This window comes from Acinetobacter sp. YH12068_T, from assembly GCF_024606005.1.
GTDB lineage: Bacteria > Pseudomonadota > Gammaproteobacteria > Pseudomonadales > Moraxellaceae > Acinetobacter > Acinetobacter amyesii.
Genome location: NZ_CP094556.1, coordinates 14,807 through 38,771 on the forward strand (window position 1 = coordinate 14,807; position 23,965 = coordinate 38,771).

Genomic DNA, 23,965 nt, shown 5'->3' on the forward strand with positions numbered 1-23,965 from the left:
AACCTTTAATTAATGACTGATGCCGATATCCCTAACCCGAGTTAGCGGATACGCACACGCTTTTTATCACTCACGATTTTTTTCAGTTCAGCTTTGAGTGCGTCTACAAACTGATCCACTGATTCTTCTGTTTCCAGATAGACACTACTTGAGCTTTTGCTGTAAATGCTGGCGACATCAACTTCGACAACAGGTTTCGGTGGCACTACGGCTGTCACAGACTGTACCGGACTCGCAGCAGGTGTTGATGTAACTGGGCTGGCTGTAGTTGCTGAACTCGCCACACTCTCGGCTTTGCTCTGAGCCAGTTGTGCCGCTTTGGCCTGACGCTGGATTTCCGCCTGAACTTCGCTTTCCAACTCATACAAGGCTTCATCAAAACGCTCGACGCTGGTTTGAGTTTGCAACATATAGATGGTGGACAGGCTAGTTTCCACTTCAATATCCGTTTTCAGCAGTTGTAGTGGGCGTAATAGCTTGTTACTCAGCTCAGCGGTGGCAATACCACTGTTTTTAATCTCGGCTTCTAACTGTTTGATCTTGTCATCAATGTGTTCTATCGCCTGATTGCGCTTCTCAGTCAACAATTGCTCATTGACGCTTTCCACTGTACGAACCAAATCAGCCACTTTATTTAACAGACCATAGGGCGATTCAAGGGTGGAAATGCGATGTAATTCAGAGAGGGCTTTTTTTGCCACCTCATCACTGCCCAGCGCCTGTTTGTTTTTCTCAAAATGACGTAAGGCCTGTTGCAGTTGTTGCCAGCTTGGCATCTGGTTGCTGAAGAATTCATGAATATCACGATAATCTTCTTCCAGATCCAGATAGTCGTCCTTGTTCTCGACCACGGCCTTAAAGAAATCGAAGCTGTCGCTATTCGCCAGCAGACGTTCCAAAGTCAGAATAGACTTTTCAATCACTTTCTTACCCGGGAACTGCCCAACATCAGTTTTACTCTTATACGACTTAAAGTTGGCTAACCAAGTCTTAAGATGCTGCAAATAGAATTCAAATAGCTCTTTCTCAGTCGCTGGTCCCATCGCCGAGAACAGTTCTTGGGTGAGTTGGCGTGCCTGTTTCAATACCTGATCATCAGTCTGGCGTTTTTTAATGATCGACACATCACGGCGACGGCGGCTGTTTTGTAAAGGCTCAAAGGCATCTTTTAACTGTAAGCTGCCGCCATTTAACTGTAGTGAAATCCGCCCCATCGCAGCCAGCTGACCCACCAACAGTAAAATCTCGGCATCTGGCCAGCCATAAGGACGTTTGGCAAAACGATCCACCACATCTGACACCAGAATACGCTCTGTACCGGTGGCCCGTAGTGCAATGTACTGCTCCACTTCCTGTAGGGCTTTGGGATTGCTCTGACCGCCATCCAGAGACAATCCGAGCTGCGCCATATCATCCACAGTCAAGACGGCGTTCAGTTCACGCCAGGCATCCTGCTGATAGACCTGCAGATAGCTCAGTTTGGTATAAGTGTTTTCCAGCAAATAACGACAAGCCTCATCCAGCTTGGTGGTTGGACTTGAAGATGAAAGTTGTAGATGTTGACCCAAGGCATAACTTTCCGCGTCCAGCAACATTTCTTCGACCCGGACACGCAGGCGTTTTTTACGCTCCTGGTTCTCACGGCCACGGTCTGCCAGGATACGGGTGATATCGGACTGAGTGCCATCATCATTTAACCGAATAAATTTATTGGTTTTCAGCCAGGTGCGCAGTTCATTAAAGAACTGTTTATCGTCTGCCAGTTTAAACAGGACTTGTCCTTCGGCCTGAGTACTTTTACCAATACAGTAAGCTTCAGTATAGAGGTTGTATTCCGTATCCAGCGGAGAAATGATTTCAACTTTCAAATCGCTCTCATACTTGCCATCCAGGCTATGACCATCCAGAAAACGACCAATCTGATAGTCCATCTTGTTGGCTTGATGGCGGTATTTGTTCTGATCGCGCAGTAAATCTTTAAAGATCAGGTTGGCTAACTCTTTATTTTCTTCTGAAGCCGCTAAGTCTGTGGCTTTAATTTTTCGGGTAATATCCCGCTCTTCATTGGTTAGGAACAGGAACTCATCACCATTCCTAGTAATCAGGCTCTCTTTTTCCAGACGCTGCAGGCTCTCTTCAATCCGCTTGCGCAATGCCAGCTTATCTTCATCAATTTTCTCAATCGACAAAGTCACCAGGTTATCCAGCGTACCTTTGATGATATCGACATAGCGGATCATGAACAGGGTACGCAGCATCTGCACATCAAAACCATCCAGGGTCTTATTCTGCCCTGCCTGGTCGATGGTACGCTTCACTGCTGTATCCAGAAATCCTTCCACTGAAGTATAGAAGCGGTGGAAAGGAACCAGGGCACCGACTTCATCTGTAGCAATCGCATTCGCGGCCATCTGGAACGCATCCAACATGGACCGTTCACCATAGGCCAGGTGTGCACCGGTCGCACCGACCTTACGGATTTCTTCAAATACTTTTTGTACCAGCTGAAAATGGTACGGCGCAAAAGGATAGTTATGGATAAAGCTGTCTGGCCCCTCATAGTTCTTTAGGGTTGGGCCTGAACGGTCAAAGGTAATCTGATTTTTTAAGATATCGCCCTTTTGCTCAAACACTGATCTGAGCAATGCTTCTGCTTCTGGGGTTTTACGTAATAAACGTTTCTGGATGACTTCATCGGTATTGGAACTGGACAGTGATAACCGGGTTTTAAAACGACCAGCAATCTTGGAGAAGTCATTGGCTTTGGAAGAAGACATCTCACCTAAAACAGCATCGATGTCTGCCTGTGAGGTGACGATAATCCAAGCGCGGCCTTTACAGATCGTACCCAGGTTTTCAGTAATGGTTTGCAATGTCAGCATCAAGCGGGTATCGCTGCCAATAAACTGCCCCACTTCATCGACCAAGAACAACATGCGTTGCTGGGGTCCTTTGCTGTCCAGGTATTCTTTCACCCACTGACAGAAGTTTTCAACCGAAACACTAAAGGTCTGCTCAGAATCCTCAAACCACTTGTGTGCAGCTTCTGCTGATAGATTCAGTGCCTGAGAAATCGCAGTTTCGACATCATCCTGATAGAACTGATATCCGTCACGTTCTTCTAGCCAAGACATGCCGCTGGATTCCTCAAACGCCTGTTTAAAGCGTTCATACACCCCTTTCTGGCTCAGGTGACGTTCCATATGGGCAATATGTGGATGGTCAGCACTAAAACCCTGATACTCGTTAAACACACGTAAAAACACATTCAGGATCGGATTGCCATCGTCATTGGAACTGGCTTTACTGTCAATGTTAAACAGGATGACATCGGCATGATGGCTAACGGCCTTGCCAATATCGGCACGGATAAATGCATCGCGGATTTTAGTTTCATCAAAGAATTCTGCGGCGCTACGCTCGTTACCTTGCGCATCACGTACCACTTTATTGGCCAGAATATACGACAAGGTTTTCAGGAAATGTGATTTACCTGAACCAAAGAAGCCTGAAATCCATACGCCGACACGGTTGGCAATCGAAGGATCGCTCAGGTCTGTGCCATAAGACTGGAAAAAGTCCCGAAAATGCTTTTCCAGTTCATTGGTGACCACATACTCATCGAGTTCCTGATAAACCGTAGTATTGTCATTCTGGTCTGCTTTTACGACCCCGTTAATCGCACGATCTAATGGCTTATAAAAAAGTTCTTTAATGTTCATCTCAATCCATTCCCCCGAATTCTTATTTCTATTTGCCGTGTTAAGGCACTAATCTGAATGCTCTGTAGTAATTATTGCTTGGAATTTTTCCAAATAAACTCATCGCTTGACCGTCGTAATAACCTGGGTAAAACAGCACCACTGGCTTATGCCCCAGTAACGAATGCAAACTGTTCAATAAGTGATGGGCACGTAACAGTGGCCAAACCGACCCTACCCCAGTCATCAACACAATATCTTGTGCATTGGTGGCATATTTACTCACCAGATAGGGCGCGAACTTATCCATATGCAGTGGGCCTTTCAGCGCTTTGAGCAGCGCCTCATCGCCTTTGGCTTTTTGCATTTGAATGGCTTTATCGATGAAGTTACGCTCAGACAGATAATCCACCACGGCTTGCAGCAGGTTGATATTCACCACCTTCAGCTGACTGTGTTTTTTCTCCAGCATCCCGTCTAGAAAATGCAGATATTCGCGCACCTTCAACTCATCTTCAGGTGCATAATCAAAAATCCAGAAGCCAATTTCATTGCCCAATCCTTGTCCAGTGAGAAACTCGGTTGAAAGTATTCGCTCTGGAATCTGGTTCAGACGCTCATGTATTGTTTGACTCATTGCTGCCCCTCTACAACTAACGCGTCCATACCGACACTTCCATAGATCTTTTAATGCGTTGTTTATAATGTTCTTCCAACAGGCTACGCAGCTCTGCTCTGACGATCACGCGCTGCAACTCCAGCTTACGGGTACTTTTTAAATAACCGGCTTCTGCCAGCATGCGAAACACCACCTGCCCCATTTTTTTCTTGCTGGACTCTTTCCAATCACAGATATCCGGATCACGTTGTGAGCGTTCATCCAAAAAATCTGACCAGATATAACTGTCCAAGTATTGCGCCTGGGAGATATAGGCATCCCTCATCACCGTTTCCATAAACTCAAGCAGCAACAGGTTGCGTTCCAGTGCCCCACAAAAAGCCACCTGAGTCGCCAGCTCATCATCCCCATCCCGCAAAGCTTTCCAGAAATCAGGCTCTAAGCGCTCAAGACGCTTACGAATGGCAGTGGCGTTACGTTGGGCTGAAGCAGGCGTTCTTTTTTGCAGAATATTGTCAATCTGAATGGCCTGATGCCATTGTTCTGGAGTCGCTTCTCGTAATAACAGATCCGCGATCAGCCGGCTTTCACGCACCATCAGGGAACCGCCAATCAGGTCACTGTCATAATGAAATTGTTCTAACATAGCCAATCTCCTATGACGCCTGATCAAACAGGTAAGACGACAGCTTTTCGATATCTGAGCGTTGTAGTACCAAGGGATATTTCAAGGCATCATCCGCCTCAGCCAGCGTGATCGCGGCCTGATATCGCTGCAAAGTATAGTGAGCCAGGGCTTTTTTCACCGGAATCTGTAATCTGCCATCAGGCATGCCGAAGTCTTTTTCGACCAGCGCTTGTTGTGATGAGTTCAATTTTGGATTAGGGATCAGCGTCAGTACAATTTCTTCATGCCATTGCTGATCCTGAGCAGGGCCTACTGACTCAATCGCCATCACAACAGGTGTGCGATCAATTCTGGAGAGTAAAAAGTCCTTAAACTGCTTGCTCTGATGGCAATAGGCACGGACATGCCAGCGAAAACCGGTATACACCAGGGTGTGTGGGGAAATGATGCGTTCATGCCACTGCGGATTCTGCATCGAGGCATAAATCATTTTTAAAGTACTTTGGTTGCGGCAGGCACGCAAAACTTCCCGAATCACTTCAGGACGTACACTGCGATCAGGTAATTGAACTGCTGTAAGATTCGGTTCTGGCATCGCAATAAGGGCATGCGATTCACTGACCAAGCCCGAGAGCATATTGAGATATTCATTGATATGCGCTGTAGTCAGTACAGGCTGGAAGCTGGCCTTAGGCACATAACCCTTGACGGAGGGGTCATGAATCAAGGCATCGGGGTTATACAGCGTATTGTAACGCTTGATATCCGCAGAAGCCTGCTGTCGACTGAGCCCAAACCAGCTCATCAAACGATTGGTAACCAAACGACCTTCCCAGTAAGCAAGCAACTCGATGGCTCGCATTCGAAGAAGCACTTCATGCTTATCTGTCGTCATATACCAATCAGTCAATAAATAGCAGCTTTAAGATTACCCTACAGCAAATATACAGTAAATATTTTTGACGGTATTTAAAGGTAGTATTGCAATCATCAGATAAAAAATATACTAGTATCCTGATGATAGCCGTCAAAGTACGATCTCTAGCAGATCATGGATCCTGGTATAGCGCGTGAATTGAGCTAAGTTTTAGAATGAGAGAAATATGGGTTTTAGATTTCGTAAAAGTATTAAATTATTCCCGGGTTTTAAAATTAATCTGACCCATAAAGGCATCAGCAGTGCCAGCATTGGCAAACCTGGTGCTTCTCTAAATATTGGGAAAAAAGGTACGCGAACCAGTGTCGGCATTCCAGGTACGGGACTATCTTACTCTAAACACCAACCTTACTCTAAAAAGACCCGTGTTCCACAACCGACATCGCTAGAACACACGGAATATAATCCTCAGAATTTAGAACAACCGAAGGCAAAGATATGGCCTTGGATTATTTTTGGAATATTGTGTTTTATGGTGGGTGCCGTCATTTTTTAGCAAGAACCGCATTGTATTTTAATCAAAAAAAAAATGCCCAGATGGATGAATGGGCAAACTAAGGAATTAATATCCTTCAGAAACTCCAGCGCAATTCTCGCTACTTTCAGTAAGCGACTCTGGCTCAATCATGATAGTCTGACTCAATCGAGTCGAGGTAAATCGATCCATCACAATTGGAGCAGAAATTATGCTTGATCACACTCTTGGTTAATGCTGAAAAGTCTTTGAGTTTTAATTAATAAATAATAGTATCCATGTCTACCCTCAACTTTACTTATTTTCAGATAGCAACCAATCGAGAGCACTCATTTTTACAATACCATTATAATTCGCTTCAGTCCCTATCGTGTCTAATGTAAGCAAATACTTGGGATACGAATCAGAAATTTTCTGTAATGGACGTAACTCTCGGCTGAGTGTCTCCTCATTGAGCGTTTCTAATGCCACCTGATAATAAGTTAAATTCTGTAAAGTATCGACAGCAACAAAATCAATTTCATATTCATCAACCCGCCCTACATAGACCGTATAACCTCGTCTGACAAGCTCAAGATAAATCACATTTTCTAAGATATGACCTTGATCAGCATTAGCATCAGGCAACATAATCCGGCGCAATCCGACATCAACTAAATAGTATTTTTCAGAGGATTGTAATAACTCACGCCCGCGTACTTTAAATTGTGCGGCACTATAAAATAACAAACTGTCCTGTAAGCCCTGAATATAGCGTTTTACTGTTTCAAATGAAATTTTAACCCCACTTGAAACAAAGGTATTTTTAATTTTATTGATGGAAATAGCTGAGCCTGTCACGCTTGCCAAATATCTTGTGACACGCTCGAGAGAGTTAATATCGGCAGTATTCAAACGTGGAATAACATCTTTAAACATTACACTGGCATAGACCGCTTGCAAGTAATCATAAGTTTCCTGCTGGCTAGTCATGGCAAGCGTATAAGGGAAACTACTGCGCGTATACATGGCATACAAATCACGATTTGATAATTGTTGGATGATCGGATTATTTTCAATATGCCACTGTTTAAATTCTTGGAATGAAAGGGGTAAAACATGTTGCTCTATATAGCGTCCTGTAAGTAAAGTCGCAAGTTCTCCACTTAGAAAGAATGCATTTGAGCCTGTAATATATAAATCGATATAATCCCGAACATATAAAGAGTCGACTACTTTCTCAAAATTTGTAACATGTTGAATTTCATCTAAAAAAACATAGTTTTTTTTACTTTTATCAACTTTGGATAATACATAATCATGTAGTTTACGGTAATCGGTGAGTTCTTCAAATTCCATAAATTCGAAGTTGATGGCAATGATGTTTTCGGCTTGTACGCCCTGTGCTTTTAGGTCTTGTTGAAACATCGCCAATAAGGTGGATTTTCCAGAGCGACGTACACCCGAAAGCACTTTAATGACATCACGGTCTTGCCATGTATTCAGAAATTTTAAGTAGCCATCACGTCGAATATTAGCGCTTCTCATTATTTACACTTAGAATCTAAAGTTTTAATAAATTCTATCAAATTTTAGAATGTATATGTAAATATATTTAGTTTTAAGAAAAGTTTAAAGGTTAAGTGAAACATTCAAAGCTGCTGTAGAAGCATGTAAACATGCAGATCTGATCAAAATCCAAATTCTGTCTTTTTGATTATTTTCCATGTCATGTTATGTCATTTATGCTACGAGTTAACTGCTATATAAATTAAGTGAAAAGTAAATGGAACTAAGTTGTTAACTAGAGTGGAACTCATTTTTGTTGTGCTGATGGTCTCAGCCTTAATCCTAATTGCTTATGAAATGCTAAAAGGTTTATTTTAGAGCATCTATACAATTTTTGATCAAAAAAAGCCCACAGAGGGAATCTATGGGCGAAACTAAGGACCTTGACGGTCATTCAGAAACTACAGCTAGTTTCTGGTTGTGATTCTGGACTGAATTAAAAATAACCATATTGGCTGAATGTATCAAAAGTTAAATCATGTGATTAATCATTGATACTTCTGCAAAAATGAGCTCATCGCTCTGTTGATTAATACAGTAATTCACCAAACAAATCCGCTCTAATCTCTTCCAGGCTCAGATCTGATTTCATCCTATTACAGATGGGATGAACCAGCAGACCATTCTCTAGAACACCTTGCCCACCTACGGCTTTGGCAATCCGATGATCCGATTCAGTAGAATCAAGATAGATCAATCCATCACAAATGAGGCAAAAGTTATGATTACCCACCAGAAAATTGTGCTTAAGCAGACTCTTGGTTAATGCCGAAAAGGCCTTGGGCTTTGACCGAGAAATTGGACTAATCGACTCCACATATCCCACTCTATTGTAAACAAGACATTTTTATCTTTTATATTCAATGGCTTATTTTCCTGCTAATTGGTAATACCATGAAAAATACCATGCTCAGAAAAGGCTTAACAATATTTTGAAAAATTGCCTACTGAGCGCTGCCGCACAGCTCCATAGGCCGCTTTCCTGGCTTTGCTTCCAGATGTATGCTATTCTGCTCCTGCAGCTAATGGATCACCGCAAACAGGTTACTCGCCTGGGGATTCCCTTTCGACCCGAGCATCCGTATGAGACTCATGCTCGATTATTATTATTATACTCTGTACACGACAAATTTCACAGAACCCTTATCCTATCAGGATTCTGCTTTCTTAAAATTGCCAAAATTTCCTTAAACTCTTCTTTTTTCCCAAAACCAATTAAACGCTGAATCGCCATTTGAACATAGTCTAAACCATAGCGAAATAAACTCATTGAGAGTCGTCCATGCTTCTTTATTTTTATCGCTTTTTTTTGATTATGTTGCCATTCACCCGTTAAGTAACACCAACAGAAGCTTATAGCTAACACCGCAATCAATTTTTTCACTCGTCTAGGGTCTGTCAAGCGCGTATTTTCAAGATTAAACCCGCGTCCTTTGAGACAACTGAATAAGGTTTCAATTTCCCAGCGTAATGCATAATCCTGAATAGCATTGGCATTAAACTGAGGAGAAACGACGAGTAAAAGCTCTCCATTTTCTAACTGTAGTGCACTTATATATAGTTTCACCCGACCAACCAAAATCCGTCGTTTACGACATTCAATTTGACCAACTTTAAGATGGCGAAATAAATCACTAATTTTATGATTCTTTCCTAAATGATTGGTGACAATGAAGTTTTTTTAACACGAATGCAGAAGTTGATGTCTTGTTCAATTAACCATGTAAACCACTGCTCACCGATAAACTCTCTGTCTGCGAACACATTCACAATACGGTCTTTACCAAAAATGGCTATAAAGCGTTGAATCAAAGCAATACGCTCTTTCGTATCTGAATTTCCACGTTTATTAAGCAATGTCCAAAGGATAGGTATCGCTATTCCACGATAAACGATTGCGAGCATCAGGATATTAATATTTCGTTTTCCCCATTTCCAATTGGTTCTATCTAAAGTCAGTTGCACTTGGTCGAATGAAAACATATTGAAAATCAACTGAGAAATTTGACGATAATCAAAATACTGACCTGCAAAGAAGCGCTGCATACGTCGATAAAATGATTGTGGTAAACACTTGATGGGCAAGGCTTTAGATGCAGAAGAAAGATTACATGTTTGCTTTAAAATAATCACAAGCATGATGAGCGCAAAGCACTTTAAATGTGACTTGTTCCATTTTAGAGATTTGTTTAAGATAAGATATAACTCATTGAGATGTGTCATAGTATTCGTCGTTAGAAAACAATTATTGTGACATTATTTCAATGAGTTATCTATTTTTGTCGTGTACAGAGATTATTATAGAAGCCCCCATGAATAAATCGCTCATCATTTTCGGCATCGTCAACATAACCTCGGACAGTTTCTCCGATGGAGGCCGGTATCTGGCGCCAGACGCAGCCATTGCGCAGGCGCGTAAGCTGATGGCCGAGGGGGCAGATGTGATCGACCTCGGTCCGGCATCCAGCAATCCCGACGCCGCGCCTGTTTCGTCCGACACAGAAATCGCGCGTATCGCGCCGGTGCTGGACGCGCTCAAGGCAGATGGCATTCCCGTCTCGCTCGACAGTTATCAACCCGCGACGCAAGCCTATGCCTTGTCGCGTGGTGTGGCCTATCTCAATGATATTCGCGGTTTTCCAGACGCTGCGTTCTATCCGCAATTGGCGAAATCATCTGCCAAACTCGTCGTTATGCATTCGGTGCAAGACGGGCAGGCAGATCGGCGCGAGGCACCCGCTGGCGACATCATGGATCACATTGCGGCGTTCTTTGACGCGCGCATCGCGGCGCTGACGGGTGCCGGTATCAAACGCAACCGCCTTGTCCTTGATCCCGGCATGGGGTTTTTTCTGGGGGCTGCTCCCGAAACCTCGCTCTCGGTGCTGGCGCGGTTCGATGAATTGCGGCTGCGCTTCGATTTGCCGGTGCTTCTGTCTGTTTCGCGCAAATCCTTTCTGCGCGCGCTCACAGGCCGTGGTCCGGGGGATGTCGGGGCCGCGACACTCGCTGCAGAGCTTGCCGCCGCCGCAGGTGGAGCTGACTTCATCCGCACACACGAGCCGCGCCCCTTGCGCGACGGGCTGGCGGTATTGGCGGCGCTGAAAGAAACCGCAAGAATTCGTTAACTGCACATTCGGGATATTTCTCTATATTCGCGGTTCAGCAGGCATGTCCCCTTTGAGGGCGACCCGACGACAGGATAATCGACCTTATGGTGCGCAAATATTTCGGCACAGACGGTATTCGTGGCAAAGCCAACGAAGGCGCGATGACGGCGGAAACCGCCTTGCGCGTCGGCATGGCGGCTGGCCGTGTCTTTCGTCGCGGTGACCACCGCCATCGTGTCGTGATCGGCAAGGATACGCGCCTGTCGGGCTATATGCTTGAACCCGCGCTCACAGCCGGTTTCACCTCGATGGGCATGGACGTATTCCTTTTTGGCCCGCTGCCGACAACGTAATAGGAAGAATAAACGCCCTTTTCACCCAAGTCCAAATTAATTTGCCGATTCCATAATCAGGGTGTATTACAATTCCATAGAGTTTTTCAATCCAGGTGGTTTAGCTGATAACTTAACGATTGATCAGCTTCTTCGTGAAGATTACTCGCCATGGGCGCGCAATAAAAGGATATCTGCCACGTTCAAAGAAGCGCATTTTATTGAAAAATATGGGTCAGGCATCAAACGAATCCAAGAAGGCTTCGCATCCTATGGTCTGCGTCCCCCTGTCTTTGAAAATTTCCAGCACGGTTTTCGAGTTATTGTCTCATCAAAGCTACTTTTCGAATCTAATGAGGGAGTAAGTGAGGGAGTAAATCTACTATTTAATCAGATAAGAACTAATCCAGGAAAGCGTGCACCATTTTTAGTAAACGAGCTATTAGTTCCTGTCAAGATAGTAGAGCGGTGGCTCAAAATCTTAAGAGATGATCATAAAATCGAGTTTCGAGGAGCTCCTAAAAGTGGAGGATACTGGCTAAAATAGAAATCAATGATACTCTTAAGTGGCACCAATCGAACTCCTATTTTAGCATTTAAAAAAGTATCCTCACATCATTTTATTGAACAATACCTAAGGCTGCTCTGGCGGCATTGATATGATTATCGTCGTTGCACTCTACCGCAAAAGCGCCATATGCTAATGGAGCTGCAGCAGCCCTCTCTATAGATTGTTCGTAGAGCCTATCCCATATCGTTCCGCCTTGTTTAGCATACTCCGTTATCAAACTCTTCAGGCTATCCTCTCCAAAAACCGATACGTGACCAGAAAAGTCCAGTGCAGGATCACCCATATGCGCAGTAGACCAATCTATGATACCAGAGGTCTTACCTTCCTTCGAGGTTAAGACATGCCCTGCATAGAGATCGCCATGGATGAAACAAGTGAATTCAGGCCACAAAGGGTCATTGTCCAACCATCTACGGTATCTGTTTTCCAACGGCTCGCTGATACCTATCTCAGATTTCACCAAGTGGATACGGTCAGCTATTTCGGTCCTCAATTCACTTGGAGTCATTATTTTCAAGTTGCTCTTTCTCACATCGTCAGCTGTAATACGATGTAATTCGGCCAATGATTTTGCCAGAGACTCCACATAAGCTATGCTATCGCGATCTATGTTCCAAGAAACCTCATGTGTTATCGCATCGAATGTCAGAGCAGGCGCATCCTCCAGTAAAGGGTAGGCTATTAGGCGCTCCGATACAATTTTCCAATCAGGGACATTGATCGACAGGTTTCTTTTGGCTAAATCCAATATTCTACTTTCATTTTCGATTTGTTCAAGCATATCGCTTCTTCGAGGTATACGGAGTACCCAGTTCTCACCGTTTACTTCCTTTACAAAGGCAACTCTAAAGTCGATGCCCATCTCATTGACGCTCATCTCTTCCGAAATTCTCAGCCCATGCTCTAGGGCTAATGTTTGCATATCTTCGATTGTCATTTCTATACTGTTTTCTTTTATTAAATTGGTACCAGTTCCCCCGACAGGACATTCTGAATGTCATATACAGGTGTAACACTTTACCCATATTCTTTTCGTATGGATAACACTTCCCATCAGGGAACAAAAATCTGATACATGAATTAATTGTGAGACAGTAGACCTACTGTCGCATTGAAGCCATCTCGGCGACTATTTGATTAGGAAAACCAAGGCTTTGCCATCATAGCCTTATCATAGAAGTATAACATAGTTGTAAAGATAGAAAATTATTTTTTATTCATCCATGATGTTATTATTTTATAATAACATCATCTAAACATGTCCTGTCGCTCTTTTGTGCTGTGATATTTCATACCTATTAACTGCTTTCGTTTGAATTATACGACGTTCTACTCACAATAGGGCAAGGGTTACTCATTCCGTAGGATGCGGTTCACGTATAGGAAGAATAAACGCCCTTTTCACCCAAGTCCAACAGCTTTGGACCGCAGTTGACTCTTTCGACACCCCTGCGATGCAACCCAATCCGGCTGACGGGGAGCCAGCAACGCTGAAAATTTACCCTCCTCTTTCCCACTAGCGGCTCCTTTTCCGACAACCAGCACGGCGGATCCCTGCCGCGGCGCTGTGAACGCAGCATTTTGATTGGTATCGTTGGCCTTCAGGCTCGTCAGTCAAACAGACCCAGGAGCAGCTCAGCCGGTGGCGCCCGGCTTTCGGGTAACGCCCTGGTCCCGCTGGTTTCGGCTTTGTGCTTCAGGTGATCAAGGATCTGCTTGATCACTATAGGGTCTTCAATGCAGGCGATGACTTTCATGGCGCCGCCGCAGCCGCTGCAGGTCTCGATGTCGATATTGAAAACACGCTTGAGCCGTTGCGCCCATGTCATCGACGCTCGCCGTTGTGCTGGTGTTGCCGGTTCATCAGCCACCCTGACCTTGTTGCCCCTGCCCCGTTTTGCCGGCGTGACCAACGCCCGGTGCCGACTGTTGGGTGCGAACACCCCGTGGAAGCGGGTTAGGTTGACTCTGGGCTTCGGTACCAGGGCGGCCAGCCTTGCAATGAAATCCAATGGTTCGAAAATGACGTGCGTGGTGCCGTCCCGGTACGGCGTCTTGAGCTGGTAGCGCACGTTGCCGCCTCGTGTTAACGACAGCCGCTTCTCGGATACCGCCGGGCGGCTGATGTACCGGCACAGCCGTTCGAGCTTCTTGCGTTCATCGGCCCTGGCCGCCACGCCGGCGTGCAGGCTGAACCCGGCTACCTTGCCAATCCCGTCACCGAACGGATCACCACTGGTCGGCAGAGTTTGCAAAGTGAACACCTTTCGCCCCGCCTGTGAACCGACAGCGATACGGTAAGTGATCGAGTGCCCCAGCAGGGGTGTCATCGGGTCGTCATCCACCGCATCCGAGGCCAGATAGCTGTTTTCGACATCCCGTTCCAGCAGGCCTTGCCGTTCCAGATAGCGACCCACCCGGTGGGCGATGGTGTGCGTCAGCTGGGTGAGCTCTGGGCTGGTCGGCGCCTTGACCCAGCGGAAACGCGCTGAGCCGTGGGATTGCTCGACATACACACCGTCGAGAAACAGCATGTGGAAGTGAACATTCAGATTGAGCGCCGATCCAAAACGCTGGATCAGGGTGACCGCGCCCGTCTTGGCCACTTGGTGGGTATGGCCCGCTTTCTTGACCAGGTGCGTGGCAATGACGCGGTAAACGATGCCCAGCACCCACCCCATGATCTCGGGCCGGCTGGCAAACAGGAAACGCAGCTGAAACGGGAAGCTCAACACCCACTGACGCATGGGTTGTTCAGGCAGTACTTCATCAACCAGCAAGGCGGCACTTTCGGCCATCCGCCGCGCCCCACAGCTCGGGCAGAAACCGCGACGCTTACAGCTGAAAGCGACCAGGTGCTCGGCGTGGCAAGACTCGCAGCGAACCCGTAGAAAGCCATGCTCCAGCCGCCCGCATTGGAGAAATTCTTCAAATTCCCGTTGCACATAGCCCGGCAATTCCTTTCCCTGCTCTGCCATAAGCGCAGCGAATGCCGGGTAATACTCGTCAACGATCTGATAGAGAAGGGTTTGCTCGGGTCGGTGGCTCTGGTAACGACCAGTATCCCGATCCCGGCTGGCCGTCCTGGCCGCCACATGAGGCATGTTCCGCGTCCTTGCAATACTGTGTTTACATACAGTCTATCGCTTAGCGGAAAGTTCTTTTACCCTCAGCCGAAATGCCTGCCGTTGCTAGACATTGCCAGCCAGTGCCCGTCACTCCCACTCGATTGTAAACAAGCACACAAAACCCTTTAGTGACAACAATTTGCAAGAACTATCAGGCTCAGTGCCATGAAAAATACCATGACCAGATCATGAGGTTGAACACGGCTTGCGCCGGCAGCGTTCACGCTCCTGGTCGGCGATCTCGCCCGGCTGCAATGCTAGCTCAGCATCGGTCATGCGCTCCAGCACGTCGCGTAGGCGGATGGTGCAAGGAATGGGCGGCAGCTCGAACTCATAGCCGCCGGCGATCATTTCGGCCGCAATCTCCTCGGTGATGAAAAACGGCTCGTCGTCTTGGTTCGGCTTCTTCATGCCCTTTCCTCCTGGCGCTCATCCTGGCCGACAGCGGCCAGGGCATCGGCTTCCGTCAATGCGTCCTCCACGAACGCGCCGTGCTGCTTCGCTTCGGCCTGGCTGACCTCGGCCCATATCCGTTTCACCTGGGCCGCACTGTACCCGGCCAGCTCGGCGGTCTTGTTGATGCTGTAGCCGGACTTGCGCAGCGCGACAACTTGGGCGCGGCGCTTCGGATCAGCACGGCGGCCCTTGTACCGCCCGGCCTGGCGGGCCAACTCAATGCCTTGGCGCTGGCGTTCGCGCCTGTCCTCGTAGTCGTCGCGGGCCATCTGCAAGGCCAGGCGAAAAAGCATGATCTGCACGGCTTCCAGCACGATCTTGGCGACGCCCTGGGCCTCGGCCGCCAGGTCGGATAGATCGACCACGCCAGGGACGGCCAGGCGTGCGCCTTTGGCCTGTATCGAGGCCACCAGGCGCTCGGCCTCGGGCAAAGGTAGGCGGCTGATGCGGTCGATCTTCTCGGCAATGACCACCTCGCCGGGCTGTAGGTCGCCGATCATGCGCAGCAGCTCAGGCCGGTCGGCGCGTGCGCCGGATGCCTTCTCACGGTAGATGCCGGCGACGTAGTAGCCGGCGGCCTTCGCGGCCGTAGTGATCGCCTCTTGGCGTTCCAAGTCCTGCGCGTCGGTGCTGACGCGCAGATAGACCCGCGCCACCATCGGCGCGGCTACTGGCTTCGTCCTGCGCATACTTGCGGGCTCCTTTGGGCATACTCAAATGCACCCATCTTAAACTGGCAGCTAATGTACAAAAGTTGATAGAAGCACACAAGTTCAATTTTGCACTTCTGCCCCACTATTGCAAAACTGCTTGTTAGTAGCCGTTTTTTCTTACTGTTTATAGATTCAATAATTTTTGAAACGAAAAATTGGGACTAAACATTTCGGTTTCGTTTTCTGTCGATTCGTCCTGCGTATCTTTTGCATAAACAAACATTTGTTGTTCGTAGTTTTCGATGGCATTTTCAATACTTGTAAATTCTCCGTTTGTAAGGTTTTCAGACAATATCAAAGCATCCAATAATCCCGTATTTACACCCTGTCCTGCAAAAGGCGACATCAAATGAGCAGCATCGCCAATCATTGTTATGGGTAATGGACGGTTACTTTTCCAATCATTGTTCAAAGGAAATTTCCTTGTGGGCAAGCATTGAAATGTTGATACCGAACGTATTAATTGTTTGTAAACTTCACTCCATTTGGAAAATCTTTTCAATAAAAAATCGGCAACGCTGTTTCTGTCCTGAAAATCTAAGGGAATTTTATTTTTCCATTCATCGGGCGTTTTAAAACTAATTCCTAAATACAATGCACCATTATTATTGGGATTGGCAAACAATAAAATGCCCTGATGTCCCGCCATTAATCGGTTGCCGTTGCATAGCTGAAAAAATCCGGGACAGTTTATTTCCGGTTGAAGAATATCAGCTTGGATGTTGAAAGTACCGGTTTCTTCAACTTGCGTGTCGGTAACAAAGCTCCTTATTTTCGACATTCCACCATTGGCAAGAATAACCAAATCTGCTGTTTCACTCGGTTTATTCTCAAAAGTTAGTGTCCACTTCTTCTTACCAGGTTCAAGCATAACAAGTTTTCTATCCCAAATAACCGTGTCGTTTTCTAAACTATTCAACAAGATAGCCCTTAAGTCATTTCTGTTTATTTCAGGATTGTCAAATCGATTTTCGGGCTTTACATTTTTTGTGGATAAAATATTGCCTTTTTCATCAGCAATATTTACACCCATTGGTAAGGCTAAGTCATAATAAGTTTGTAACAATCCCGCTTTTTTCATTGCTTCCTGACCTGAACCTTTGTGTAGGTCAAGGGTTCCACCAAAAATTCTTGCCTCTCGGTCGTTGTCTCTTTCGTAAACTGAAACGTCTATGCCGTTTTGCTGTAATAATTTTGCCATAGTCAGTCCAACGGGTCCACCACCAATTATTGCAACGTTCTTATCACTAAGTAAATTCATTTGTTTGTCCGTATCTATTCGCATTGTCATTCAAAAATGGCACATAACAAGTGGCTATACGCCAAATGGCGTATATATCCACTATATCTTATTTTGCTAAACCTTTCATTATCAGTGACAAATCCGTTTTCAACCGTTTACCGTTCGTTTCTACTCTCTCAAAAGGATTTATATTCATAGTGCTTTTTGTTAAGTTTTGCTCAAATATACAAATCCTTTCTATATATCTAACAAATCCATCGGACTTTTTAATTGTTCCATTCCCTTGGTGGTAATATGTGTATAAACCTCAGTTGTTTTACTGCTTGAATGACCTAACAACGATTGAATATAACGTAAACTCGTACCATTCTCAAGCAAATGCGTTGCAAAGCTATGTCGTAAGGTATGTACAGTAACTTCCTTTTGAATCTTTGCTTTTAAAACAGCTGCTTTAAAAATGTTTTGAATACTTCGGCTTGAGTATGCGCCACCTTTTTGACCTTCAAATAAATAATCTTTTGGTTTATATTCCATAAAGTATGTTCTTAAAATAATTAATGTTTTCTCAGATAAAATGGTATAACGATCTCTTTTTCCTTTTGACTGTTCTATACGAATTTGCATGCGCTTGGAGTCAATGTCTTTTATTTTCAGGTTTATACATTCAGAAATGCGCAAACCTGCCGAATAAATAGTCATCAGAATAGCCTTGTGTTTCACGTTTTCAATAGCGCGTAGTACCCGAATGGTTTCTTCTTCACTCATCACAACAGGAAGTGTTTTTTCTTTTTTTGGTCTTTCGATGAAATATGTTTTCCGTTGTCCACCCAAAACACGTTCGTAATAAAACTGGCACTGTTGCAAAGTTAGCGATGAGGCAGCCTTTTGTCTTATTCAAAGGCCTTACATTTCAAAAACTCTGCTTACCAGGCGCATTTCGCCCAGGGGATCACCATAATAAAATGCTGAGGCCTGGCCTTTGCGTAGTGCACGCATCACCTCAATACCTTTGATGGTGGCGTAAGCCGTCTTCATGGATTTAAATCCCAGCGTGGCGCCGATTATCCGTTTCAGTTTGCCATGATCGCATTCAATCACGTTGTTCCGGTACTTAATCTGTCGGTGTTCAACGTCAGACGGGCACCGGCCTTCGCGTTTGAGCAGAGCAAGCGCGCGACCATAGGCGGGCGCTTTATCCGTGTTGATGAATCGCGGGATCTGCCACTTCTTCACGTTGTTGAGGATTTTACCCAGAAACCGGTATGCAGCTTTGCTGTTACGACGGGAGGAGAGATAAAAATCGACAGTGCGGCCCCGGCTGTCGACGGCCCGGTACAGATACGCCCAGCGGCCATTGACCTTCACGTAGGTTTCATCCATGTGCCACGGGCAAAGATCGGAAGGGTTACGCCAGTACCAGCGCAGCCGTTTTTCCATTTCAGGCGCATAACGCTGAACCCAGCGGTAAATCGTGGAGTGATCGACATTCACTCCGCGTTCAGCCAGCATCTCCTGCAGCTCACGGTAACTGATGCCGTATTTGCAGTACCAGCGTACGGCCCACAGAATGATGTCACGCTGAAAATGCCGGCCTTTGAATGGGTTCATGTGCAGCTCCATCAGCAAAAGGGGATGATAAGTTTATCACCACCGACTATTTGCAACAGTGCCGATAAAAATATATCATCATGAACAATAAAACTGTCTGCTTACATAAACAGTAATACAAGGGGTGTTATGAGCCATATTCAACGGGAAACGTCTTGCTCGAGGCCGCGATTAAATTCCAACCTGGATGCTGATTTATATGGGTATAGATGGGCTCGCGATAATGTCGGGCAATCAGGTGCGACAATCTATCGATTGTATGGGAAGCCCGATGCGCCAGAGTTGTTTCTGAAACATGGCAAAGGTAGCGTTGCCAATGATGTTACAGATGAGATGGTCAGACTAAACTGGCTGACGGCATTTATGCCTCTTCCGACCATCAAGCATTTTATCCGTACTCCTGATGATGCATGGTTACTCACCACTGCGATCCCCGGGAAAACAGCATTCCAGGTATTAGAAGAATATCCTGATTCAGGTGAAAATATTGTTGATGCGCTGGCAGCGTTCCTGCGCCGGTTGCATTCGATTCCTGTTTGTAATTGTCCTTTTAACAGCGATCGCGCATTTCGTCTCGCTCAGGCGCAATCACGAATGAATAACGGTTTGGTTGATGCGAGTGATTTTGATGACGAGCGTAATGGCTGGCCTGTTGAACAAGTCTGGAAAGAAATGCATAAGCTTTTGCCATTCTCACCGGATTCAGTCGTCACTCATGGTGATTTCTCACTTGATAACCTTATTTTTGACGAGGGGAAATTAATAGGTTGTATTGATGTTGGACGAGTCGGAATCGCAGACCGATACCAGGATCTTGCCATCCTATGGAACTGCCTCGGTGAGTTTTCTCCTTCATTACAGAAACGGCTTTTTCAAAAATATGGTATTGATAATCCTGATATGAATAAATTGCAGTTTCATTTGATGCTCGATGAGTTTTTCTAATCAGAATTGGTTAATTGGTTGTAACACTGGCAGAGCATTACGCTGACTTGACGGGACGGCGCTTCCCTACCCTCATGGCCGCCTCCCAGGAATCGACCCAGGTGCTTATCGTGGACATAATCCTTTACTCATAAATTTATCTTATTCCATTATTGTACCTGTCACGCAAAACTTGCAGAAAAGCCATAAACGCAGGAGAATCCTGTCGGCGGTGAGGATAATAAATATGGTAGCCGTCAAAATATGGACACCACTCGGTCAGAACAGCAATCAGCTTGCCGCTTTTGATATATCCATCTGCAACATACTCGGGAATATAGGCAATCCCCAGCCCGTCTAATGCTGCATCGAGCTGATGAATCGTGCTGTTCGCAATATATTGCCCTTTGACTTTCAGACTGAATTTCTGAGCATCTTTCTCGAATTCCCAGGCGTACAATCCACTCGTATCAGAATAGCGGACGTTAATGCAGTTGTGGTTCAAAAGATCCTGCGGCTTCCTGGGCTTAGCATAACGCTTAAAATGGCACTGTTGCAAAGTTAGCGATGAGGCAGCCTTTTGTCTTATTCAAAGGCCTTACATTTCAAAAACTCTGCTTACCAGGCGCATTTCGCCCAGGGGATCACCATAATAAAATGCTGAGGCCTGGCCTTTGCGTAGTGCACGCATCACCTCAATACCTTTGATGGTGGCGTAAGCCGTCTTCATGGATTTAAATCCCAGCGTGGCGCCGATTATCCGTTTCAGTTTGCCATGATCGCATTCAATCACGTTGTTCCGGTACTTAATCTGTCGGTGTTCAACGTCAGACGGGCACCGGCCTTCGCGTTTGAGCAGAGCAAGCGCGCGACCATAGGCGGGCGCTTTATCCGTGTTGATGAATCGCGGGATCTGCCACTTCTTCATGTTGATGTGTGCTTAAAAAACAGGAGGGTTTAACTTGGTAAACTATACATACTCATTAGGAGTTTACCATGAGCAAGAAACAGAAGACTTACACCGCAGAATTTAAAGCTGAAGCCATAAAAGCCATTGAAGAGAACCAAGGTAATGTATCGGAATCCGCTAGACAACTTGGCATTTCAATGCAAACCCTTTCGAACTGGAATAACAAAGCAAAGGCTGGAACTTTAGCAGGCACAAAACAGTATTCGCCCGATCTAAACGCCTTACTCGAAGAAAATAAGAAGCTTAAACAACAGCTCAAAACAGCTGAAATGGAACGTGAATTTTTAAAAAAGGCAGCAGCGTACTTTGCCAAAGAAAGTCAGTGAGGTACGCCTATATGAAATCGCAAAGCCACTTATTTCCGATTATTTTAATGGCTCGATTACTTCGTGTATCCGTTTCTCGCTTTTATGATTGGCTAAAGCGAGGCATGAGTAAAAGATCAATTCAGCGAAATCAGCAGACAATTTTGGTCAAAATAGCCCATGAAGAAACCAAACAAAGCTATGGCTATGTTCGATTAACCAAGCATTTACAAGCGCAAGGTATCAAAATAAGTACGTATGCTGTGCGCCAAATAAAAAAATCAAATCAGTTGTATTGTAAGCGCCATAAGCGTTTCAAAAGAACCACGAACAGTGATCACAACCGTTCTATTTATGACAATTTACTCAAGCAACAGTTTTCAATGACGAAGCCTAATCTTGCGTGGTCGAGTGACATTACCTACATTTGGACGGCTGAGGGCTGGTTGTACTTGGCAGCTGTCAAAGATCTTTACACGAAACAGGTTGTTGGCTATAGCTTAAATGAGCGCATGACAGCCAAGCTTGTTTGTGATGCATTGAATATGGCTATTCGCAATCAGAAACCTGCTAAAGATCTCATTGTACATTCAGATAGAGGCAGCCAATATTGCAGTAATGAATATCGAAACTTACTTGAGAAATTTGATTTTCAGGGTTCAATGAGCAAAAAAGGCGACTGCTTTGATAATGCACCGATAGAGAGTTTCTGGGGCATACTCAAAAATGAACTAGTCCATCATCGCAACTACAAAACAAGGGAAGAAGCCAAAGCGGATATTACAAAATATATAGAGTTATTTTATAATCAGCGAAGAATTCAAAAAGGCTTGGATTTTAAGACACCAAATCAAATGGCAGAAGACTTTTATCGGTTAGCTGCCTAGAATCTCTCAAGTGAAAGTCTCCTGCTAATTCAGCACACATCACTGTTGATAAATTTTCTAAACAAAAAGGATCAAACTAATCTATAAGCTTTGTGGGTTAGAAAAAAAATAACTCACTTTGCATTGATCATATTTAAATTCTTGTTTTATCCATAGCACTAACCTATTAATTTTAAAAAATAATAGGTACTGGCTAAATAGCAAATCGATACATATCTTTTTCATAGAGGAAATATGATTTTAGTAAGTTCTTGTCTGGCTGGCTTAAAGGTACGTTATAACGGGACGCATAGCTTAAACGAAAAAATCGAAAAATTAGTCAAAGATGGAAAAGCTACTATGGTATGTCCAGAGATTCTTGGCGGTTTATCAACACCACGCGAACCTGCCGAGATTTCGGGAGGTAATGGCGATGATGTCTTAGATGGAAAAGCCTGTGTAATTGAAAAATCAGGAAAGGATGTGACTTCAATCTATATTGAAGGGGCATATAGAACTTTAAAAAAAGTTCAATTATTAAAAGCTACTCTGGTAGTGCTTAAAGAAAATAGCCCTTCATGTGGTAGTTCAATGATTTACGATGGTCAATTTAATGGGAATAAGATCTATGGCAATGGAGTTACCTCCGCTTTGCTTAAACGTCATAATATAAAAGTCATTTCAGAAGAAACTTTTTGGCAACTTTTACCCTAGTTCCTCCGCTTTTATTTAAAATCTTCATGCAACTCCAACCACGCCCCCCTTTGCAATATCAAGTCTCTTCGGTATTTAGAGATATAGTGAGGTAATAATCTAAGAAGCATATCCATTACTTCCACATCAGTTAAAAAGTAGTGGTTCAATTTTATGCTGTAATTCTTTAACAATTTTAGCAAGCTGATCATGTAAAACTAACCAACATTGCTCATGACCTTGCCCAATATATTCATCTATTATGAGTTGCAAAATGTCTTGATCTATCTGACTTAAGAATTCTAAAAACCATGTCGCAGCAACATCCTTGGTAACTATTGTTTTATGATCTAATGTATAAGCTATACGGCATAGCGCTAAAATTTGATTACATTCATCCTGATCGTCTTTCCAATGAGCAATAATTTGTGGATAAGTTTTTTGCATGGCAAATATTAATTGTTCATAGCTAATTGGATTTAACCAATCGCAAATATCAGGTCCAAAGATAGTAATGTTATGTAATTGGGCAGTTTTAAGTAAAATACTAATATCTGGATCAGATTGACTATAAAGTAATTCACCTTTGAGTAATTCTTCTCTCAACCACTCGCCATATTGTAGCTGATATGTATATGGATGATTTTTATTGGTAATACTCCCTTTTTCTAATATCGTAATTTCTAAGGCACGCGCTGTAGCATGACCAATCGGAACAGATATATTTAGAAAATTCTGCGCTAATTGTTTTCTTTCCTGATCGGTAATTTCACGTTCAATAATAACTAAAATATCAAGATCACTTTTATGTTTTAAACCACCATCAACATACGAACCATATAAATAAATAGCATAAAGCTTATCTTTAAAATTTTTTTGTAAAAGCTGTTTTACACTTTCAACTTGGCGACACTCTTCATCATTTAAGCTTTGCATATGATTTTTAATTTAAAAAAATAAGTAATGAATTCATAGAGCATTATACAGAATAAGTGTAAATAATTTAATCAATTAGTAAATAACATACTATTTTTACAATATATTTACTTTCAATATAGAGTTTAATACATAAAACTCTATCAATCAAAAAAAGCTTGAAACAACATCTGAATAGTAAGAGTCATTTCCTCCTCACTTA

21 protein-coding genes and 3 pseudogenes are annotated in these 23,965 nt (G+C 44.4%); 7 read left to right on the top strand and 17 right to left on the bottom strand.

Annotation, left to right across the window (positions count from 1 at the left end; translation table 11 throughout):
• Positions 1 to 41 precede the first annotated feature (41 nt).
• From brxC to MST18_RS15635, 4 genes are read right to left on the bottom strand one after another with little or no spacing between them, the layout of a single operon-like run.
• Positions 42 to 3,722: a BREX system P-loop protein BrxC gene (gene brxC, locus MST18_RS15620; protein WP_180004195.1), complete on the bottom strand. Its 3,681-nt coding sequence runs from the start codon at positions 3,720 to 3,722 to the stop codon at positions 42 to 44.
• Positions 3,723 to 3,762: 40 nt separating this feature from the next.
• Positions 3,763 to 4,338 (bottom strand): DUF1788 domain-containing protein, encoded by a 576-nt coding sequence (locus MST18_RS15625; RefSeq protein ID WP_086355031.1) that lies wholly within the window; start codon positions 4,336 to 4,338, stop codon positions 3,763 to 3,765.
• 16 nt (positions 4,339 to 4,354) lie between these two features.
• Positions 4,355 to 4,966 carry a DUF1819 family protein gene (locus MST18_RS15630; protein WP_121523422.1) on the bottom strand — a complete coding sequence of 204 codons (612 nt, stop codon included), beginning with the start codon at positions 4,964 to 4,966 and terminating at the stop codon, positions 4,355 to 4,357.
• A 10-nt stretch (positions 4,967 to 4,976) separates the two neighbouring features.
• Complete coding sequence (locus MST18_RS15635) at positions 4,977 to 5,843, bottom strand: WYL domain-containing protein (protein ID WP_180004198.1); 867 nt, start codon at positions 5,841 to 5,843, stop codon at positions 4,977 to 4,979.
• Between the two features lie 208 nt (positions 5,844 to 6,051).
• Between MST18_RS15635 and MST18_RS15640 the strand changes: the two genes are divergently transcribed.
• The gene (locus MST18_RS15640; protein ID WP_005403805.1) at positions 6,052 to 6,381 is read left to right on the top strand and encodes a DUF4236 domain-containing protein; all 330 of its coding nucleotides are present in this window, start codon (positions 6,052 to 6,054) and stop codon (positions 6,379 to 6,381) included.
• Between the two features lie 273 nt (positions 6,382 to 6,654).
• On the opposite strand, the gene MST18_RS15645 is transcribed toward MST18_RS15640, so the two are convergent.
• From MST18_RS15645 to MST18_RS15655, 3 genes and pseudogenes are all read right to left on the bottom strand, one after another.
• Positions 6,655 to 7,887: an ATP-binding protein gene (locus MST18_RS15645; RefSeq protein ID WP_160255372.1), complete on the bottom strand. Its 1,233-nt coding sequence runs from the start codon at positions 7,885 to 7,887 to the stop codon at positions 6,655 to 6,657.
• A gap of 550 nt (positions 7,888 to 8,437) precedes the next feature.
• Positions 8,438 to 8,749: pseudogene (locus MST18_RS15650) on the bottom strand (HNH endonuclease signature motif containing protein); the annotation flags it as partial.
• 291 nt (positions 8,750 to 9,040) lie between these two features.
• Positions 9,041 to 10,131 (bottom strand): IS4-like element ISAba1 family transposase gene (locus MST18_RS15655; protein WP_085940648.1). Its coding sequence is split into 2 segments (ribosomal slippage): positions 9,041 to 9,591 and positions 9,591 to 10,131, totalling 1,092 coding nucleotides; the frame shifts between segments, so codons are not numbered across the junction.
• A gap of 89 nt (positions 10,132 to 10,220) precedes the next feature.
• Between MST18_RS15655 and sul2 the strand changes: the two genes are divergently transcribed.
• The 3 genes and pseudogenes from sul2 to MST18_RS15670 all read left to right on the top strand — a co-directional run bounded on the left by sul2 (position 10,221) and on the right by MST18_RS15670 (position 11,897).
• Complete coding sequence (gene sul2 / locus MST18_RS15660; protein ID WP_001043260.1) at positions 10,221 to 11,036, top strand: sulfonamide-resistant dihydropteroate synthase Sul2; 816 nt, start codon at positions 10,221 to 10,223, stop codon at positions 11,034 to 11,036.
• Between the two features lie 86 nt (positions 11,037 to 11,122).
• Positions 11,123 to 11,365 (top strand): annotated as a pseudogene (gene glmM / locus MST18_RS15665) (phosphoglucosamine mutase); the annotation flags it as partial.
• A 67-nt stretch (positions 11,366 to 11,432) separates the two neighbouring features.
• Positions 11,433 to 11,897 (top strand): ATP-binding protein, encoded by a 465-nt coding sequence (locus tag MST18_RS15670; protein ID WP_071830580.1) that lies wholly within the window; start codon positions 11,433 to 11,435, stop codon positions 11,895 to 11,897.
• A 73-nt stretch (positions 11,898 to 11,970) separates the two neighbouring features.
• Here MST18_RS15670 and mph read toward each other — a convergent pair whose 3' ends face one another.
• From mph to MST18_RS15705, 7 genes are all read right to left on the bottom strand, one after another.
• Positions 11,971 to 12,858, bottom strand: a complete 888-nt coding sequence (mph, locus tag MST18_RS15675; RefSeq protein WP_071830579.1) for an Mph(E)/Mph(G) family macrolide 2'-phosphotransferase — start codon at positions 12,856 to 12,858, stop codon at positions 11,971 to 11,973.
• A gap of 673 nt (positions 12,859 to 13,531) precedes the next feature.
• The gene (locus MST18_RS15680; RefSeq protein ID WP_015344975.1) at positions 13,532 to 15,025 is read right to left on the bottom strand and encodes an IS91-like element ISVsa3 family transposase; all 1,494 of its coding nucleotides are present in this window, start codon (positions 15,023 to 15,025) and stop codon (positions 13,532 to 13,534) included.
• 210 nt (positions 15,026 to 15,235) lie between these two features.
• A complete protein-coding gene (locus MST18_RS15685) occupies positions 15,236 to 15,460 on the bottom strand; it encodes a hypothetical protein (RefSeq protein WP_000743213.1) in 225 nt (74 codons plus the stop codon).
• A complete protein-coding gene (locus MST18_RS15690; RefSeq protein ID WP_001366550.1) occupies positions 15,457 to 16,194 on the bottom strand; it encodes a recombinase family protein in 738 nt (245 codons plus the stop codon). The genes MST18_RS15685 and MST18_RS15690 overlap by 4 nt, the downstream gene beginning before the upstream one ends.
• 148 nt (positions 16,195 to 16,342) lie before the next feature.
• On the bottom strand, positions 16,343 to 17,509 hold the full coding sequence (locus MST18_RS15695) for a tetracycline-inactivating monooxygenase Tet(X3) (protein ID WP_024160783.1): 1,167 nt from the start codon (positions 17,507 to 17,509) through the stop codon (positions 16,343 to 16,345).
• A 189-nt stretch (positions 17,510 to 17,698) separates the two neighbouring features.
• Positions 17,699 to 18,292 carry a tyrosine-type recombinase/integrase gene (locus tag MST18_RS15700; protein WP_205779272.1) on the bottom strand — a complete coding sequence of 198 codons (594 nt, stop codon included), beginning with the start codon at positions 18,290 to 18,292 and terminating at the stop codon, positions 17,699 to 17,701.
• Between the two features lie 72 nt (positions 18,293 to 18,364).
• Complete coding sequence (locus tag MST18_RS15705; protein WP_001067855.1) at positions 18,365 to 19,069, bottom strand: IS6-like element IS26 family transposase; 705 nt, start codon at positions 19,067 to 19,069, stop codon at positions 18,365 to 18,367.
• 129 nt (positions 19,070 to 19,198) lie between these two features.
• On the opposite strand from MST18_RS15705, the gene MST18_RS15710 reads away from it, so the two are divergent.
• Complete coding sequence (locus tag MST18_RS15710; RefSeq protein ID WP_000018323.1) at positions 19,199 to 20,014, top strand: APH(3')-I family aminoglycoside O-phosphotransferase; 816 nt, start codon at positions 19,199 to 19,201, stop codon at positions 20,012 to 20,014.
• 136 nt (positions 20,015 to 20,150) lie between these two features.
• Here the strand turns inward: MST18_RS15710 and MST18_RS15715 are convergent, their stop codons facing one another.
• Entirely contained in the window at positions 20,151 to 20,552 is a 402-nt protein-coding gene (locus MST18_RS15715; protein WP_001183556.1) for a LysR substrate-binding domain-containing protein, read from the bottom strand.
• A 39-nt stretch (positions 20,553 to 20,591) separates the two neighbouring features.
• Positions 20,592 to 20,924 (bottom strand): annotated as a pseudogene (locus tag MST18_RS15720) (IS6-like element IS26 family transposase); the annotation flags it as partial.
• Positions 20,925 to 20,989: 65 nt separating this feature from the next.
• On the opposite strand from MST18_RS15720, the gene MST18_RS15725 reads away from it, so the two are divergent.
• A protein-coding gene (locus MST18_RS15725) for an IS3 family transposase (RefSeq protein ID WP_119285041.1) occupies positions 20,990 to 22,155 on the top strand; the annotation gives its coding sequence in 2 pieces (ribosomal slippage) (positions 20,990 to 21,248 and positions 21,248 to 22,155; 1,167 coding nt in all).
• A 234-nt stretch (positions 22,156 to 22,389) separates the two neighbouring features.
• Positions 22,390 to 22,848 carry a DUF523 domain-containing protein gene (locus tag MST18_RS15730; protein WP_077170035.1) on the top strand — a complete coding sequence of 153 codons (459 nt, stop codon included), beginning with the start codon at positions 22,390 to 22,392 and terminating at the stop codon, positions 22,846 to 22,848.
• 126 nt (positions 22,849 to 22,974) lie between these two features.
• Here MST18_RS15730 and MST18_RS15735 read toward each other — a convergent pair whose 3' ends face one another.
• Entirely contained in the window at positions 22,975 to 23,763 is a 789-nt protein-coding gene (locus MST18_RS15735) for an aminoglycoside adenylyltransferase domain-containing protein (protein ID WP_180134035.1), read from the bottom strand.
• Positions 23,764 to 23,965 lie beyond the last annotated feature (202 nt).

Excerpts from the sequence above, each read along its gene's own strand:
- MST18_RS15705 (WP_001067855.1), bottom strand. The coding sequence starts at position 19,069 with ATGAACCCATTCAAAGGCCGGCATTTTCAGCGTGACATCATTCTGTGG.
- sul2 (WP_001043260.1), top strand. The coding sequence starts at position 10,221 with ATGAATAAATCGCTCATCATTTTCGGCATCGTCAACATAACCTCGGAC.
- MST18_RS15680 (WP_015344975.1), bottom strand. The coding sequence starts at position 15,025 with ATGCCTCATGTGGCGGCCAGGACGGCCAGCCGGGATCGGGATACTGGT.
- MST18_RS15630 (WP_121523422.1), bottom strand. The coding sequence starts at position 4,966 with ATGTTAGAACAATTTCATTATGACAGTGACCTGATTGGCGGTTCCCTG.
- MST18_RS15635 (WP_180004198.1), bottom strand. The coding sequence starts at position 5,843 with ATGACGACAGATAAGCATGAAGTGCTTCTTCGAATGCGAGCCATCGAG.
- MST18_RS15735 (WP_180134035.1), bottom strand. The coding sequence starts at position 23,763 with ATGCAAAGCTTAAATGATGAAGAGTGTCGCCAAGTTGAAAGTGTAAAA.
- MST18_RS15695 (WP_024160783.1), bottom strand. The coding sequence starts at position 17,509 with ATGACAATGCGAATAGATACGGACAAACAAATGAATTTACTTAGTGAT.
- MST18_RS15690 (WP_001366550.1), bottom strand. The coding sequence starts at position 16,194 with ATGCGCAGGACGAAGCCAGTAGCCGCGCCGATGGTGGCGCGGGTCTAT.
- MST18_RS15730 (WP_077170035.1), top strand. The coding sequence starts at position 22,390 with ATGATTTTAGTAAGTTCTTGTCTGGCTGGCTTAAAGGTACGTTATAAC.
- MST18_RS15625 (WP_086355031.1), bottom strand. The coding sequence starts at position 4,338 with ATGAGTCAAACAATACATGAGCGTCTGAACCAGATTCCAGAGCGAATA.
- MST18_RS15710 (WP_000018323.1), top strand. The coding sequence starts at position 19,199 with ATGAGCCATATTCAACGGGAAACGTCTTGCTCGAGGCCGCGATTAAAT.
- MST18_RS15640 (WP_005403805.1), top strand. The coding sequence starts at position 6,052 with ATGGGTTTTAGATTTCGTAAAAGTATTAAATTATTCCCGGGTTTTAAA.
- brxC (WP_180004195.1), bottom strand. The coding sequence starts at position 3,722 with ATGAACATTAAAGAACTTTTTTATAAGCCATTAGATCGTGCGATTAAC.
- mph (WP_071830579.1), bottom strand. The coding sequence starts at position 12,858 with ATGACAATCGAAGATATGCAAACATTAGCCCTAGAGCATGGGCTGAGA.
- MST18_RS15645 (WP_160255372.1), bottom strand. The coding sequence starts at position 7,887 with ATGAGAAGCGCTAATATTCGACGTGATGGCTACTTAAAATTTCTGAAT.
- MST18_RS15685 (WP_000743213.1), bottom strand. The coding sequence starts at position 15,460 with ATGAAGAAGCCGAACCAAGACGACGAGCCGTTTTTCATCACCGAGGAG.